This is a genomic window from Pseudomonas kribbensis (assembly GCF_003352185.1).
Lineage (GTDB): Bacteria > Pseudomonadota > Gammaproteobacteria > Pseudomonadales > Pseudomonadaceae > Aquipseudomonas > Aquipseudomonas kribbensis.
The window spans coordinates 5439302-5454277 of the sequence record NZ_CP029608.1 but is presented as its reverse complement, the minus strand read 5'-3'; the positions used below and the strand labels follow the sequence as shown (position 1 = coordinate 5454277).

14 protein-coding genes and 1 pseudogene are annotated in these 14976 nt (G+C 59.9%); 8 read left to right on the top strand and 7 right to left on the bottom strand.

Features of this window, described 5'->3' with window-relative positions; genetic code table 11:
* Positions 1–3 precede the first annotated feature (3 nt).
* Both cydB and DLD99_RS24905 read left to right on the top strand, forming a co-directional pair.
* Positions 4–1011 carry a cytochrome d ubiquinol oxidase subunit II gene (cydB, locus tag DLD99_RS24910; protein ID WP_085712221.1) on the top strand — a complete coding sequence of 336 codons (1008 nt, stop codon included), beginning with the start codon at positions 4–6 and terminating at the stop codon, positions 1009–1011.
* A 57-nt stretch (positions 1012–1068) separates the two neighbouring features.
* Entirely contained in the window at positions 1069–1236 is a 168-nt protein-coding gene (locus tag DLD99_RS24905; RefSeq protein ID WP_085712220.1) for a DUF2474 domain-containing protein, read from the top strand.
* Between the two features lie 69 nt (positions 1237–1305).
* On the opposite strand, the gene DLD99_RS24900 is transcribed toward DLD99_RS24905, so the two are convergent.
* Complete coding sequence (locus tag DLD99_RS24900; protein ID WP_114885661.1) at positions 1306–2430, bottom strand: methyltransferase; 1125 nt, start codon at positions 2428–2430, stop codon at positions 1306–1308.
* Positions 2431–2595: 165 nt separating this feature from the next.
* Positions 2596–3308, bottom strand: a pseudogene (locus DLD99_RS24895) (autoinducer binding domain-containing protein).
* A gap of 319 nt (positions 3309–3627) precedes the next feature.
* Here DLD99_RS24895 and DLD99_RS24890 point away from each other — a divergent pair.
* The gene (locus DLD99_RS24890) at positions 3628–4404 is read left to right on the top strand and encodes a ferredoxin--NADP reductase (RefSeq protein WP_114885660.1); all 777 of its coding nucleotides are present in this window, start codon (positions 3628–3630) and stop codon (positions 4402–4404) included.
* 32 nt (positions 4405–4436) lie between these two features.
* Here the strand turns inward: DLD99_RS24890 and mscL are convergent, their stop codons facing one another.
* Entirely contained in the window at positions 4437–4850 is a 414-nt protein-coding gene (mscL, locus tag DLD99_RS24885) for a large-conductance mechanosensitive channel protein MscL (protein WP_085712217.1), read from the bottom strand.
* A gap of 284 nt (positions 4851–5134) precedes the next feature.
* Between mscL and katB the strand changes: the two genes are divergently transcribed.
* Together katB and radA are read left to right on the top strand one after the other, a co-directional pair.
* Entirely contained in the window at positions 5135–6676 is a 1542-nt protein-coding gene (gene katB / locus DLD99_RS24880) for a catalase KatB (RefSeq protein WP_114885658.1), read from the top strand.
* Positions 6677–6819: 143 nt separating this feature from the next.
* Positions 6820–8187 (top strand): DNA repair protein RadA, encoded by a 1368-nt coding sequence (gene radA, locus DLD99_RS24875; protein WP_114885656.1) that lies wholly within the window; start codon positions 6820–6822, stop codon positions 8185–8187.
* Here the strand turns inward: radA and DLD99_RS24870 are convergent, their stop codons facing one another.
* Positions 8188–8556 (bottom strand): PilZ domain-containing protein, encoded by a 369-nt coding sequence (locus tag DLD99_RS24870; protein ID WP_085712214.1) that lies wholly within the window; start codon positions 8554–8556, stop codon positions 8188–8190.
* A 158-nt stretch (positions 8557–8714) separates the two neighbouring features.
* Between DLD99_RS24870 and DLD99_RS24865 the strand changes: the two genes are divergently transcribed.
* The 3 genes from DLD99_RS24865 (at position 8715) to yjiA (ending at position 12055) form a co-directional block, all read left to right on the top strand.
* A complete protein-coding gene (locus DLD99_RS24865; RefSeq protein ID WP_114885654.1) occupies positions 8715–10781 on the top strand; it encodes a carbon starvation CstA family protein in 2067 nt (688 codons plus the stop codon).
* Positions 10782–10796: 15 nt separating this feature from the next.
* Positions 10797–10994, top strand: coding sequence for a YbdD/YjiX family protein (locus DLD99_RS24860; protein WP_003228401.1), 198 nt, complete (start codon positions 10797–10799; stop codon positions 10992–10994).
* An 89-nt stretch (positions 10995–11083) separates the two neighbouring features.
* Positions 11084–12055 carry a GTPase gene (yjiA, locus tag DLD99_RS24855; RefSeq protein ID WP_114885653.1) on the top strand — a complete coding sequence of 324 codons (972 nt, stop codon included), beginning with the start codon at positions 11084–11086 and terminating at the stop codon, positions 12053–12055.
* 13 nt (positions 12056–12068) lie between these two features.
* Here the strand turns inward: yjiA and DLD99_RS24850 are convergent, their stop codons facing one another.
* Genes DLD99_RS24850 through DLD99_RS24840 form a run of 3 tightly spaced genes read right to left on the bottom strand, consistent with a single transcriptional unit; the run spans position 12069 to position 14856 of the window.
* Positions 12069–12764: a GntR family transcriptional regulator gene (locus tag DLD99_RS24850; RefSeq protein ID WP_114885651.1), complete on the bottom strand. Its 696-nt coding sequence runs from the start codon at positions 12762–12764 to the stop codon at positions 12069–12071.
* Positions 12765–12788: 24 nt separating this feature from the next.
* Complete coding sequence (locus DLD99_RS24845) at positions 12789–13493, bottom strand: FadR/GntR family transcriptional regulator (protein WP_114885649.1); 705 nt, start codon at positions 13491–13493, stop codon at positions 12789–12791.
* A 49-nt stretch (positions 13494–13542) separates the two neighbouring features.
* Entirely contained in the window at positions 13543–14856 is a 1314-nt protein-coding gene (locus DLD99_RS24840) for a C4-dicarboxylate transporter DctA (RefSeq protein ID WP_085732867.1), read from the bottom strand.
* Positions 14857–14976 lie beyond the last annotated feature (120 nt).

The following is a 14976-nucleotide window of genomic DNA, read 5'->3' as shown; positions in this document are numbered from 1 at the left end:
ATCATGGGTATTGATCTTCCGCTGATCTGGGCCGTGATCATCATCTTCGGGATCATGATGTACGTGGTCATGGACGGCTTCGATCTGGGGATCGGGATTCTCTTCCCGTTCATCCCCGGCAAGACCGACCGCGACGTGATGATGAACACCGTCGCCCCGGTATGGGACGGCAATGAAACCTGGCTGGTACTGGGCGGTGCGGCGTTGTTTGGCGCGTTCCCGCTGGCCTATTCGGTGGTGTTGTCGGCGCTGTACCTGCCGCTGATTTTCATGCTGATCGGGCTGATTTTCCGTGGCGTGGCGTTCGAGTTCCGCTTCAAGGCCAAGGACGCCAAGCGTCACCTGTGGGACAAGGCGTTCATCGGTGGTTCGGTGGCGGCAACGTTCTTCCAGGGCGTGGCGCTTGGCGCGTTCATCGACGGCTTGCCCGTGGTCAACCGGCAATACGCCGGCGGCTCACTGGACTGGCTGACGCCGTTCACGTTGTTCTGCGGTGCCGCGCTGGTGGTGGCGTATGCCTTGCTCGGTTGCACCTGGCTGATCATGAAGACCGAGGGCAAGCTGCAGGAGCAGATGCATGACCTGGCGCGCCCGCTGGCCTTCGTGCTGCTGGCAGTGATCGGCATCGTCAGCCTCTGGACGCCGCTGGCTCACCCGGAAATCGCGACACGCTGGTTCAGCATGCCGAATCTGTTCTGGTTCATGCCGGTGCCGATCCTGGTGCTGGTGACGATGTACGGACTGATTCGCGCCGTGGCACGCAATGCCAACTACATGCCGTTCCTGCTGACCCTGGTGCTGATCTTCCTCGGTTACAGCGGTCTGGGCATCAGCCTGTGGCCGAACATCGTGCCGCCGTCGATCTCGATCTGGGACGCCGCCGCACCGCCGCAGAGCCAGGGCTTCATGCTGGTCGGCACGCTGTTCATCATCCCGTTCATCCTGGGTTACACCTTCTGGAGCTACTACGTGTTCCGCGGCAAGGTCACCCATGAAGATGGATATCACTAGGGCTGATCACGATGGCGCCGACGGCGGCGCCATCTCCCTGAACCGGAGGATGCAAGCATGAGCAGCAAACATTCCCTGCACGACATTGAAGAAGCCGAAAAAAAGCCGCTGTGGCAGCGGCTCGGCTGGCTGGCCATGATCTGGGTCGGCAGCGTCGGTGCCTTGTTCATCGTCGCCAGCCTGATGCGCATGTTCATGAACGCCGCAGGCCTGACCACGCACTGAAATTTCCCATCCCGTCGCCTTGCGGCACGGATTTTTGACCCTCCGGCCGGAGGGTTTTTTTTGCCCGGATTATTTGCGCGCCTTGAGAATCACGAACTTCGGCGTGGCCGCGACCTGCTCGACACCCCGAAACAGCCGCGCCAGCTTGCTGTGATAACCCAGGTGACGGTTGCCGACGATGTACAGCGCACCGCCAACGACCAGCGCTTCGCGGGCCTGCTGGAACATGCGCCAGGCGAGGAAGTCGCCGACCACCTGTTGCTGGTGGAACGGCGGGTTGCACAGCACCACGTCCAGCGATTGCGCTTCCTGCCCGGCAAGCCCGTCGCCGGCGCGTACGATCACGTCACGTTCACCCAACGCTGCGCGCCAGTTTTCGGCGGCGGATTGCACGGCCATGAACGATTCGTCCACCAGCGTGTAATGCGCATCAGGGTTTTGCAGGGCGCTGGCAATGGCCAGTACGCCGTTACCGCAGCCAAGGTCGGCGACTCGTGCCGAGCCGAGATTCTTTGGCAAATGCGGAAGGAAGGCGCGGGTGCCGATGTCCAGCCCTTCGCGGCAGAACACGTTGGCGTGGTTGAGCAGTTCGATGGCCGGTTCGTCGAGACGATAGCGGGTCGGATAAGGTGACGCGGCCGGAGCTTTTGCCTCAGGCGTTGCGATCAGCAAGCGTGCCTTCTTCACTGCCAGCGAAGCCTGAACCGGGCCGATGTAGCGCTCCAGCAGATCACCGGCGGCACGGGGCAAGTGCTTGACCATCGCTGCTGCCACAACTTGTGCACCGGGCGCCAGTTGACCTTGCAGGCGAATCAGTTGTTCTTCCAGCAGCGCGAGGGTTTTCGGTACACGGATCAGCACCCGGTCGAACGGCCCGATCAACGGCTCACTGGCGGGAATGCCATGCAGAGAATCGAACGCCTGCCCATTGCGCAACAGGTTCTTTTCCAGGCCCTGAAACGCCAGGAACGAGTCGCCGCTGGTGATGACCTGCACTTTGCCCAAGAGGCTGATGGCCAGCGCGCCGAAACTGTCGTTGAGTACCAGAACCCGTGTCTCGACCGGCAGATTTTGTTCAGCCAGGTGATTGAGCAGGTATTCGTCGGCTGCATCGAAGGCTTGCAGCGGTTCGTTCTGCTGTTCGGGCTGGCGGATCAGATCAAGCTGGGCGAAAGGCGTATCGAGCAAAGGCATGGGGCGGGGACTCTGGGTAATCGACGGGTGTCCCGCGGCCCAGGGTATCGTGCGGCGGAACCGTCCGAGTGGACAGCGGCGCGAAGAGACGCGTCATCACTCAGGAAGGTCGCAAATGGTACTTTTTTTTCGGCTGCTTTACCTGCTTGTTTTCGGGGTCGTCGACTAGATGATCCCGGCCTTGGCGGCGGCGATGACAGCAGAGATCTTGTTGCAGACGTTCATTTTCACGATCACGTTTTGCACGTGATAGTTCACGGTGCGCTCACTCAGGCTCAGGATCCTCGCGGTTTCATAGGCGGTCTTGCCGGAAGCACAGAGCTTGAGCACTTCCACCTCCCGCGTAGACAGCCGAGGCGGCCGGGCTTTCTCAGGTCGTGAAGGAAGCGTACGGGCGAACAATTCGCTCAGATGGCTTGTGACATAGAACATGTAGCCAAAGTGTTCGTACAACTCGATCGACGTGATCGGGCTGTGAGTCCGTGCCAGGCTGAGGATGCTGCACAGGCCGCTTTCTTCGTGATGAAAGGATTGCGACCAGCCGTGCTCAGTCCCTGTTCTTTTAATGACTCCCACAATTTTGGTGTTTTTGAGAATAGTTCTTTGCTCCATGTAATGGGCAGCATTGAATGGTTGCAGTGTGCTACTACCGGATCAAATTCGTAGTGTTTTTCTTCTTCATATTGCTTATTCCAGGATTGAGGATAGTTGTTGATGCGCAAGGGCTTTGGCAGTGTGTTCCGATCAGGTGACGTGACTGAAATACCGCAGAACTGGAAGCCTATGTTTTTGGCAAATGTCAGCAGAATCGGGTAAGCAGTGTCGACTCTCGTGGCGAATGTCAGCTGCTTTATCTGCGACTCCTTCCAAATTTCCATTTGAAGATTCTCCGAGATTTTCCGCAGGGGTGCGATCTTGGATCCAAGAGTCATGCACGAAAACGAGTGTAGGACGTTTCCTATACAAGTGTTTGGAATTTTTTGCTCTTAGATAGGAGGAAATTAGTCGTTTGTGATTAGCCGCATATGTTTATTAGATTGACTCCGTCATTTGATATTGGGGAAGTGTCAATTAGCTAGTACCTATTTGCATAACTTTCTCATCAGGACATGGAATATAATTTAATCCACTACAAACCGTAGGTTTTTTATTGAGCGCCTGTGCGTGACACTATGGCTATAGCCGAGGGAGTTATCGATGACCGCCAGCGCAGAAAAATTCAGTCGCCAGACCTTGCTTGATGTACAACCGCTGACACCGAGCCTGTTCACGTTGCGTACGACCCGAGATGCAGGTTTCCGTTTTCGCGCCGGGCAGTTTGCGAGGCTCGGAGTGACCAAGGATGACGGCACTACGGTATGGCGGGCCTATTCCATGGTGTCTTCACCGTTCGATGAGTTCCTCGAGTTCTTTTCCATCGTGGTGCCCGGCGGGGAGTTCACCAGTGAGCTGAGCCGGCTCAAGGCGGGCGATACATTGCTGGTGGATCGCCAGGCCTTCGGCTATCTGACGCTGGACCGGTTCGTTGATGGCCGGGACCTCTGGCTGTTATCCACAGGCACCGGTGTGGCGCCGTTTCTGTCGATCCTGCAGGACTTTGAAGTGTGGGAGAAATTCGAACGGATCATCCTCGTCTATAGCGTGCGGGAGGCACGGGAACTGGCTTATCAACAGCTGATTGCCGAGCTGATGCAACGTGACTACCTGGCCGAGTACGTTCACAAATTCCAGTTCATCCCCGTGGTGACGCGCGAGCCGCATGCCGGTGCCCTGAACGGGCGCATTACCACCCTTATCGAAAACGGGGAGCTGGAGCAGGCAGCGGGTGTGGCGCTTGATCCGGCCCATTCGCGGGTCATGCTCTGCGGCAATCCGCAGATGATCGATGACACCCGGGCGCTGCTTAAAGAGCGGGGTATGAGCCTCAGCCTGACGCGGCGGCCAGGGCAGGTGGCGGTGGAAAACTACTGGTAAGGAAACGGCGCCCTCAGGCGCCGTTTCAGTCTTCAAGGCCGGTTGTTCTGGGCCTTGAGCAGATCGCGGATCTCACCCAGCAGTTCTTCTTCCTTGGTTGGCACCGGCGGCAAGGTCGGAGCGACGGCTTCTTCGCGTTTCAGGCGGTTGATGGCTTTGACGCCCATGAAAATCGCGAAGGCGACGATGATGAAGTCCAGAATGCTCTGGATGAACTTGCCGTAAGCCATCACGACCGCAGGGGCGCTGCCCTCGGCGGCTTTCAGGGTTATCGCCAGGTCACTGAAGTCCACCCCGCCGATCAGCAGGCCGATTGGCGGCATGATCACATCACCGACAAACGACGAAACGATTTTGCCGAAGGCCGCACCGATGATGATACCGACGGCCATGTCGACCACATTGCCTTTGACCGCGAAGGCCTTGAACTCGCTGAGCACGCCCATAGTTATTTCCTTGTTACAGATGAGTTTGGTGTACGCAGTGTAAATCAGCAAAACGCGTCCTGCGCGAAACACCTTCTTACAATGCTCGCTTTTATCGACACATCAATTCGCGATTAGTTTGCAAAGTGCCACTAATCGCGCGCGAATTACTCCGTAAGGCCCTGATCGAGAAGCTATTTTTCTCAATCACGGGAGTGTGGATTTTCTATTTATGTTCGCCGTCGTGACTCTCTAGCCTCTGGTTGGCGCACCTGGATGCGCCTCAAACAACAGAGGAACCTGAAATGAACTCCATGCTTGCCTCAGGGGGATTTCCCCTCCGCCGTACCGTCGGCGTATTGGCCGCCAGCCTGCTGTCCCTTTCCGCTAATGCCGCGCCCCTGACCCGGGACAATGGCGCAGCGGTGGGCGACAACCAGAACTCGCAAACCGCCGGTGCCAACGGCCCGGTGCTGTTGCAGGACGTGCAACTGATCCAGAAGCTGCAGCGCTTCGACCGCGAGCGTATTCCCGAGCGCGTAGTGCATGCCCGGGGCACCGGTGCTCATGGCACGTTCACCGCGACCAACGACTTGAGCGACCTGAGCAAGGCCAAGGTGTTTACCGCCGGCCAGGTCACACCGGTGTTTGTGCGTTTCTCGGCCGTGGTGCACGGCAACCACTCTCCGGAAACGTTGCGGGACCCACGGGGCTTCGCGACCAAGTTCTACACCGCTGACGGCAACTGGGATCTGGTCGGCAATAACTTCCCGACATTCTTCATCCGCGATGCGATCAAGTTTCCGGACATGGTGCATGCCTTCAAACCAGACCCGCGCACCAATCTGGATGATGATTCCCGTCGCTTCGACTTCTTCTCCCATGTACCTGAAGCCACTCGTACATTGACCGAGCTGTATTCCAACTCAGGGACACCAGCCAGTTATCGTGAAATGGACGGCAACAGTGTGCACGCCTACAAGTTGATCAACGACAAGGGGGAAGTGCATTACGTCAAGTTTCACTGGAAAAGTTTGCAGGGAATCAAGAATCTCGATCCTGAACAAGTCGTGAAAGTTCAGGGGCGTGACTACAGTCATATGACAAATGACTTGGTGGCGAATATCGAAAAGGGTAACTTTCCGAAGTGGGACTTGTACATTCAGGTTCTGAAACCGCAAGACTTGTCCAAGTTTGATTTCGATCCTCTTGATGCAACCAAGATCTGGCCCGGTATTCCGGAGCGAAAAGTTGGACAAATGGTCCTGAACCGTAATCCTTCGAACGTCTTCCAGGAAACTGAACAAGTGGCCATGGCGCCGTCGAATGTTGTGCCGGGAATCGAGCCATCTGAAGATCGTTTGCTGCAAGGCCGGATATTCGCCTATGCCGACACCCAGATGTATCGCCTTGGCGCCAATGCCCTGCAATTGCCGATCAATGCTGCGAAAGTGGCGGTCAACAACGGCAATCAGGATGGCGCGATGAATGCTGGCGCTAGCCATTCGGGTGTCAACTACCAGCCAAGCCGTCTGCAACCGCGTGAAGAGACGCAAAGTGCACGTTATAGCCAGACCGCCCTGCAGGGCAGCACGCAACAGGCGAAGATCCAGCGTGAGCAGAACTTCAAGCAGGCCGGTGATCTGTATCGCTCGTTCAGCAAGAAGGAACGCCAGGATCTGATCGAGAGCTTCGGCGGTTCGCTGGCGAGCACGGATGACGAGAGCAAGCACATCATGCTGTCCTTCCTCTATAAGGCCGATCCGGAGTACGGCGCCGGGGTGACCAAAGTGGCCAAGGGCGACCTGGATCGGGTCAAGGCCCTGGCGGCCAAACTGGTCGATTGACAGTGACCCTTTCACACCCCGGCAACTGTCGGGGTTTGACCGACAACAGCGCCGCGCGTCTGGCCAGCGGGGAAATCCGCACCGGCGCGCCGCGCTGATCGGTGACGGCTGCGTTATCATCGCGGTTTTTGCCGGGGGTTCAGATGGCCAAGGCCAAGCGCATGTACGGCTGCACCGAGTGCGGCGCAACCTTTCCCAAGTGGGCCGGGCAGTGCGGCGAATGCGGCGCCTGGAACACCCTGACCGAAACCATGGTCGAGAGCGGCGGTGCCGCCGCCCCGAGCGGGCGCACCGGCTGGGCAGGGCAGCAGGCCCAGATCAAGACTCTGGCCGAAGTCAGCATCGAAGAGATTCCGCGTTTTTCCACAGCCTCCGGCGAGCTCGACCGAGTGCTTGGCGGCGGTCTGGTGGATGGCTCGGTGGTGCTGATCGGCGGTGATCCGGGTATCGGCAAATCGACGATTCTGCTGCAGACCCTGTGCAACCTCGCCAAGAGCATGCCGGCGCTGTACGTCACCGGTGAGGAATCCCAGCAGCAAGTCGCCATGCGCGCACGTCGACTTGGGCTGCCGCAGGATCAACTGCGGGTCATGACTGAAACCTGCATCGAAACCATCATCGCCACCGCCCGCCAGGAAAAACCCAAGGTGATGGTGATCGACTCGATCCAGACGATCTTCACCGAACAACTGCAATCGGCACCGGGCGGCGTGTCCCAGGTGCGCGAAAGTGCGGCGTTGCTGGTGCGCTACGCCAAGCAAAGCGGCACGGCGATTTTCCTGGTCGGTCACGTGACCAAGGAAGGCGCATTGGCCGGCCCGCGTGTTCTGGAGCACATGGTCGACACCGTGCTGTATTTCGAAGGCGAGTCCGATGGCCGGTTGCGCCTGCTGCGGGCGGTGAAAAACCGTTTCGGCGCGGTCAACGAACTCGGCGTGTTCGGCATGACCGACAAGGGCCTGAAAGAAGTCTCCAACCCTTCAGCGATTTTTCTCACCCGCGCTCAGGAAGAAGTCCCGGGCAGCGTGGTGATGGCAACGTGGGAAGGCACCCGGCCGATGCTGGTGGAGGTCCAGGCGCTGGTGGATGACAGTCATCTGGCCAACCCGCGTCGGGTCACGCTGGGTCTGGATCAGAATCGTCTGGCGATGTTGCTGGCGGTGTTGCATCGCCATGGCGGCATTCCGACCCACGATCAGGACGTGTTCCTCAACGTGGTCGGCGGGGTGAAGGTGCTGGAAACCGCGTCCGACCTGGCGTTGATGGCTGCGGTCATGTCGAGCTTGCGCAACCGGCCGTTGCCCCACGATTTGCTGGTGTTCGGCGAAGTCGGCCTGTCCGGCGAAGTGCGCCCGGTGCCGAGTGGTCAGGAGCGTTTGAAAGAAGCCGCCAAGCACGGCTTCAAGCGCGCGATCGTGCCCAAGGGCAACGCGCCAAAAGAAGCGCCGGCAGGGTTGCAGATCATTGCGGTAACGCGTCTGGAGCAGGCGCTGGATTCACTCTTCGAGTAATCAGAGCTCCATCAGCGCGCCAAGCTCCCGTTCGAGCTCGGCCTCATCCCCGAGGTTGAGTTCGATCAGGCGGCGCAGGCGCTGGATCGATTCCAGGCTGATGTGCCGGCACTGGAAGCCCAATTGCCCGTGATCGTCGTGCGCCAGTTGCACATCCATCTGGATGTCGGTGTCGTCGCTCAGGTGAATGTCGACGTTGAAGTCCTGCGTTTCATCCCCCAGCCACGGCTCCGGCCGCTCGATCAATAATCCCTTGAGCGACAGGTCGATCAGCTTCACCGGCCAGATATATTCACCCTGGCTCAATTCGGTTCTGGCATCGAACGCGATACGTTTGAAGCGGCGACGCTCGGACGGGTGCTCGCTCATGGCGCGATCCTCTTGACGGTACGCTGACTATAGACCCGCCACGTCAAACGCTGCCAGTCGGGCAGGGCGTCAGACCAATGTCGGGTATGGTCTTTGCCGCCAACAGCGCTAAACTCGAGGTGGCTGTCTTTCTTGTCCACCCTGGCTGGAATAATAAAATGAAAAATAATAATAGCCCGCTGCGCCACTTACCCTGGCTAGTGCTGGCAATCGTAGGAGCGTGCGCCCTGGGCGTAGTGGCATTGCGCCGTGGCGAGGCGATCAACGCCTTGTGGATCGTGGTCGCCGCCGTGGCCATTTATCTGGTTGCGTACCGTTACTACAGCCTGTTCATCGCAAACAATGTGATGCAACTCGATCCACGCCGGGCCACCCCCGCCGTGCTCAACAATGACGGTCTGGACTACGTTCCGACCAACAAACACATTCTCTTCGGACACCACTTCGCGGCCATCGCCGGCGCGGGGCCGCTGGTCGGCCCGGTACTGGCGGCGCAGATGGGCTACCTGCCCGGCACGCTGTGGCTGATTGCCGGCGTGGTGCTGGCGGGCGCGGTGCAGGACTTCATGGTCCTGTTCATGTCCACCCGTCGCAACGGTCGTTCTTTGGGCGACATGGTGCGTGAAGAAATGGGCCGCATCCCCGGCACCATTGCCCTGTTCGGCTGCTTCCTGATCATGATCATCATCCTTGCGGTGCTGGCGCTGATCGTCGTAAAAGCCCTGGCCGAGAGCCCGTGGGGCATCTTCACCGTGATGGCGACCATCCCGATCGCGATGTTCATGGGCATCTACATGCGCTACATCCGCCCGGGCCGCATCGGCGAGATCTCGGTGATCGGCGTGATTCTGCTGCTCGGCTCGATCTGGCTGGGCGGGCAGATTGCCGCTGACCCGGTGTGGGCCAAGGCCTTCAGCTTCACCGGTGTGCAAATCACCTGGATGCTGATCGGTTACGGCTTCGTTGCCGCTGTGTTGCCGGTCTGGCTGATCCTCGCGCCACGTGACTATCTTTCCACCTTCCTCAAGATCGGTACCATCATCGCCCTGGCGATCGGCATCCTGGTCACCATGCCCGAGCTGAAAATGCCGGCGCTGACCCAGTTCGTCGACGGCACCGGCCCGGTATGGAAGGGCGGTCTGTTCCCGTTCCTGTTCATCACCATCGCTTGCGGTGCGGTATCGGGCTTCCACGCACTGATCTCGTCCGGCACCACGCCGAAACTGCTGGATAACGAAACCAACGCCCGCTACATCGGTTACGGCGGCATGCTGATGGAATCGTTCGTGGCGATCATGGCCATGGTTGCCGCTTCGGTGATCGAGCCAGGCGTGTACTTCGCCATGAACAGCCCGGCTGCCGTGGTTGGCGGTGATGTGGTGGCGGTGGCGACCGCTGTCAGCAACTGGGGCTTTGCAATTACCCCGGATGCGCTGCAAGCCGTGGCCCATGACATTGGCGAAACCACCATACTGGCCCGTGCCGGCGGTGCACCGACCCTGGCGGTCGGTATCGCGCAGATCCTGCACAGTGTCCTGCCGGGTGAAAACACCATGGCGTTCTGGTACCACTTCGCGATCCTGTTCGAAGCGCTGTTCATCCTGACCGCGGTGGACGCCGGCACCCGTGCCGGGCGCTTCATGCTGCAGGATCTGCTCGGCTCTTTCGTACCGGCGCTGCAGCGCACCGAATCCTGGACCGCCAACCTGATCGCCACCGCCGGTTGTGTGGCGATGTGGGGCTGGTTGCTGTATCAGGGCGTGATCGATCCGCTGGGCGGCATCAACACCTTGTGGCCGCTGTTCGGTATCTCCAACCAGATGCTGGCCGGTATCGCGCTGATGCTCGGCACCGTGGTCCTGATCAAGATGAAGCGCCAGCGCTACATCTGGGTCACCCTGCTGCCGGCTGCCTGGCTGCTGATCTGCACCACGACCGCAGGCTTCATCAAACTGTTCGACGCCAACCCGGCCGTGGGCTTCCTGTCGCTGGCCAAGAAATACAGCGATGCACTGGCCGCAGGGCAAGTGATCGCGCCGGCCAAGAGCGTCGAACAGATGCAGCACGTGATCTTCAACGCTTACACCAACGCAACGCTGACCGCGCTGTTCCTGTTCGTGGTATTCAGCATCCTGTTCTATGCGCTCAAGGTCGGCATCGCCGCCTGGGGCAAAAAAGAGCGTACGGATAAAGAATCGCCGTTCCAGGCCCTGCCGGACGCGTAACCAGAGGATTGCACCATGTTCAATGACCTGAGTCGCCTCGGTAAATACCTCGGTCAGGCCGCGCGCCTGATGGTCGGCATGCCCGACTACGACACGTACGTCGAGCATATGCAAACCAAACACCCGGACAAACCGGTGATGAGCTACGAGATGTTCTTTCGCGAACGTCAGGAAGCCCGTTACGGTGGCAAGGGTGGGCCGAAGTGCTGTTGAGCCGCTGATCGCGGTTTACCAGAAGTGAGGTGGGAGCAGGTCTTTCGGCCTGCTCCCATTTTTATTTGTGCAATTGAAGGAGATCGAGTTTGTCTTCTCCCATCCCGGTCACGGTGCTCAGCGGTTTCCTCGGCGCCGGCAAGACCACCTTGCTGCGCCATCTGTTGAAAGCCGAGCACGGCCTGAAAATCGCCGTGATCGAAAACGAATTCAGCGACGCCGGCATCGACACCCAACTACTGGGCGACGAGCCGGTGCAAGTCATGACCCTGGCCAACGGCTGCGTCTGCTGCACCATCCACACCGACCTGACCAAGGCTCTGTACCTGTTGCTCGAACGGCTGGACAGCGGTGAAATCGCCTTCGATCGGCTGGTCATCGAATGCACCGGCCTGGCCGATCCGGCCCCGGTGGCGCAGACCTTTTTCATCGACGAAGAACTGCGCGAGCGTTACCTGCTCGACGGCATCATCACGTTGGTGGATGCCGCTCACGCCGAGCTGCACCTGACCCAGACCATCGCCCAGGCACAGATCGGTTTTGCCGACCGCTTGCTGGTGAGCAAGACCGATCTGGTGGACGAGGCCGCGTTCACCGCGCTCAGCGAGCGCCTGACCCGCATCAACCGTCGTGCGCCGATCCGCGTGGTCGAGCACGGCAACATCGATCTGGCCGAATTGCTCGATGTGCGCGGTTTCAACCTGAACGCCGATCTCGGCGGCGGGGTGAGTTTGCGGCCGGTCAGCAAGGCGCCGTCCATCGACCGGATTTCCAGCCTGGTGCTGCGTACCGATCAGCCGCTGGATATCGATCAGCTCAGCGAATTCATGAACGAGCTGCTGGAAGAGCACGGCAAGCAATTGCTGCGCTACAAAGGCGTGCTGAACATCGCGGGTGAGGATCGGCGGCTGGTGTTTCAGGGCGTGCTGAAACTCTACGGCTTCGACTGGGACTCCGAGTGGGCCGAAGGCGAGGCGCGGGAAAGCGTGATCGTGTTTATCGCCGATGATTTGCCGGAAGAGAAGATCCGGGCGGGGTTTGCCAGGGTGGCGGCGAACTGATTCCGCCGCTGTCTCAGTGCGTGGAGCCGCTGAGAATCGTCTGTTCCAGATGATCCAGATGACGGTTCATCAGCGACACAGCCTCGGCGGCGTCATCACGCTCGATCGCCTCGACGATCCGGGCGTGATCCTGCCAGCCGCAACAGCTGTGCGTGGTTTCAATGCAACGCGCAATCGCCAGTGAGGTCAGCGGCACCAACGTGCCGAGAAAATGTGCCAACGGTGCATTGCCCGCCATTTTCGCCAGCTGCAAATGAAACTCCCCGGACAGGCGAATCGCCGCACCGCGTCGATCTTTATCCACAGCCTGGCGCTCGCGCTCGATCAAGGTTCGCAGGCGCTTCAGATCTTCAGCCTGCGCATGCTGACAAGCCAGTCGCACCAGCGTGTTCTCGGCCAGGCGCCGGGCGTGCAAGGCCTGACGGGTCTGCTCGGTATCCGGCGCGGCAACGCGCGGCCGATGGTTGGCCCGCAGCACGATGATCTGTTCGTGGGATAGTTGGGTCAGCACCCGGCGCACATCGGCGCGGCTGACACCGAACATCTGCTTCAGGCTCTCCTCGGTAAAACGGCTGGCGGCATCGAGACGCTGTTCGAGGATCGCATCGAACAGTCGCGGATACAGATCCTCCACCGGCGCGTGCAGGCGGGAGAAGGGCAGGGCCGCCGAGGTCTGGCGTGGGTTCGACGGCGTGGCAAGACTGTTCATGGCCGGTCTCCAGTGTGAGGCGCTTCAGGTGTTCAGGTTGTCATCCGGAATATTCAGTTCGATACCCATGCGCTGTCCTTCACGCAGGATGTGCCGACGCATTTCGGCGCTGGCCTGGGCGCTGTTCTTGCTGCGGATCGCGCGTACCACGGCTTCGTTTTCCTCAAGGCGTTCGGCCAGATGTTCAGGCGAGTTGCGCAGCACTTCGGCGCTCTGCTTGAGTGCATTGCTGGTCTGCTGCACCACGCTCTGGAAGATCGGGTTCGAGGTCAGGGTGAACAGTTCTTCGTGGAAAGCGATGTAGGCGCTGACTCCGGCCTCGCTGTCGCCCGCTTCGAGGGCTTCGCGCATGTCCATCAGGGTCAGGCGCAGTTGCCCGACTTCCTTGCTGCTGATCGACTGCGCCACCAGACCAACGATGAACGGCTCGAGGGTGTAGCGCAGTTGCAGCACGTCTTCGAGGCTGGCGCCGGCCACGGCGCTGTCGTGGTTTTGGCTATCACTGGCCTGGGCGTCGAGCACCACCACGCCTTTGCCCGGCATCGAGCGCACCAGACCGAGGGTTTCCAGCACGATCACCGCTTCGCGCAGGCTCGGGCGGCTGATGCCCAGCTGTTCGGCCAGTTCGCGCTGGCCCGGCAGCATCTCGCCGGAGCGCCACTGGCCGCGGGCGAGGGCGGCCCGGAGTTTTTCTACCACTGAGTTGACGACGGTTGATGTAGTAATCACGTGTTCGCTCCATGAGCCGTGCCTGCATGTGCGCAGGCACGGCGGTCATTCAGAATTCTTTGGCCGCCGCTTGAGCGGCCGTTTTTCTCGGCTGAAAGTTATAGCCCTGCTCGCCGTTGAGCACCTTGTTCGCCCGTTGCACGTCGATGTCCTTTTCCCAGCGGGCGATGGCCACGGTGGCGACGCAGTTGCCGATCAGGTTGGTCAGTGCCCGGCCGATGCCCATGAACCAGTCCACCGCCAGCACCAGCACCAGACCGACCACCGGAATCGCCGGAATCGCAGTCAGCGTGGCGGCGAGAATCACCAGCGCCGAACCCGGAATGCCGTGGGCGCCTTTCGAGGTAATCAGCGACACCAGCAGAATCGTCAGCAGATCGGTCATGGCCAGCGGTGTGCCGGTGGCATTGGCGATGAACACGATGGCCAGGGTCAGGTAGATCGAAAAACCGTCGAGGTTGAACGAGTAACCGGTCGGAATCACCAGCCCGACGGTGGAGCTGCCGATGCCCAGGTGTTCGAGTTTGCGCATGATCTGCGGCAGCACGGCGTCGGAGGAGGCGGTGCCCATGACGATCAGCAGTTCTTCGCGCAGGTACTTGAGCAGCGGCCACATGCGCAGGCCGGAGGCGCGCATCACCAGACCGAGAATCACGCTGACGAAAGCGATGCACGTCAGATAAAACAGGCCGACCAGACTGCCCAGATGCTGCAGGGAGTCGAGGCCATATTTGCTGGTGGTGAAGGCAATGGCGCCGAACACGCCGATCGGTGCCAGACGCACGATCATGCCCATGATCCGGAAGATCACATGGCTCAGTTCGTTGATCAGCCGTGAGATCCCGGAAGCGGCTTCGCCCACCAGATTCAACGCGCTGCCGAACAGCACCGAAAACAACAGCACTTGCAGGATGTTGTTGTCGGCAAAGGCGCCGAGTACCGAGGTCGGGATCAGGTCCATCAGGAACTGGGTGGTGGTGTGCATGTGCTGGCCGCGTTCGGCGATGTCGCCCATGTCGGCGGCGGACAGTTGCTCCAGATGGATGTTGGCGCCGCTGCCGATCCCGGTGCTGAACGCGAACACCAGACCGATCACCAGGGCGATGGTGGTCAGCACTTCGAAGTAGATCACCGACTTGAGGCCGATGCGTCCGACCTTCTTCAGGTCGCCGGCGCCGCTGATGCCGCTGACCACCACGCAGAACACGATCAGGCCGATGAGCATCTTGATCAGTTTGATGAAACCGTCGCCGAGCGGTTTGAGCTGGGCCGAGTATTCAGGAAGGGTCAGCCCGCAGACGATGCCGAGCACCAGTCCGAGAACCACTTGGAGGAAGATTGAACGCGAGCACCATCTGAGCATGGGAGGAATCCTGGTCGGTGTCCTGGCTGCCGTGCGCGGGGCGCATCAGATTCAGGACTTAATTATTGTGGTCTTACCGGTATGTCCAGTGCGGGTGCAGTCTAGGCGCTGTTTTTTACG

Bases quoted from the DNA above. Each gene is read 5' to 3' on its own strand.
- DLD99_RS24840 (WP_085732867.1), bottom strand. From the start codon at position 14,856: ATGCTCAGATGGTGCTCGCGTTCAATCTTCCTCCAAGTGGTTCTCGGA.
- mscL (WP_085712217.1), bottom strand. From the start codon at position 4,850: ATGGGCGTGCTCAGCGAGTTCAAGGCCTTCGCGGTCAAAGGCAATGTG.
- DLD99_RS24900 (WP_114885661.1), bottom strand. From the start codon at position 2,430: ATGCCTTTGCTCGATACGCCTTTCGCCCAGCTTGATCTGATCCGCCAG.
- DLD99_RS24890 (WP_114885660.1), top strand. From the start codon at position 3,628: ATGACCGCCAGCGCAGAAAAATTCAGTCGCCAGACCTTGCTTGATGTA.
- DLD99_RS24865 (WP_114885654.1), top strand. From the start codon at position 8,715: ATGAAAAATAATAATAGCCCGCTGCGCCACTTACCCTGGCTAGTGCTG.
- DLD99_RS24905 (WP_085712220.1), top strand. From the start codon at position 1,069: ATGAGCAGCAAACATTCCCTGCACGACATTGAAGAAGCCGAAAAAAAG.
- radA (WP_114885656.1), top strand. From the start codon at position 6,820: ATGGCCAAGGCCAAGCGCATGTACGGCTGCACCGAGTGCGGCGCAACC.
- DLD99_RS24870 (WP_085712214.1), bottom strand. From the start codon at position 8,556: ATGAGCGAGCACCCGTCCGAGCGTCGCCGCTTCAAACGTATCGCGTTC.
- katB (WP_114885658.1), top strand. From the start codon at position 5,135: ATGAACTCCATGCTTGCCTCAGGGGGATTTCCCCTCCGCCGTACCGTC.
- cydB (WP_085712221.1), top strand. From the start codon at position 4: ATGGGTATTGATCTTCCGCTGATCTGGGCCGTGATCATCATCTTCGGG.
- DLD99_RS24850 (WP_114885651.1), bottom strand. From the start codon at position 12,764: ATGAACAGTCTTGCCACGCCGTCGAACCCACGCCAGACCTCGGCGGCC.
- DLD99_RS24860 (WP_003228401.1), top strand. From the start codon at position 10,797: ATGTTCAATGACCTGAGTCGCCTCGGTAAATACCTCGGTCAGGCCGCG.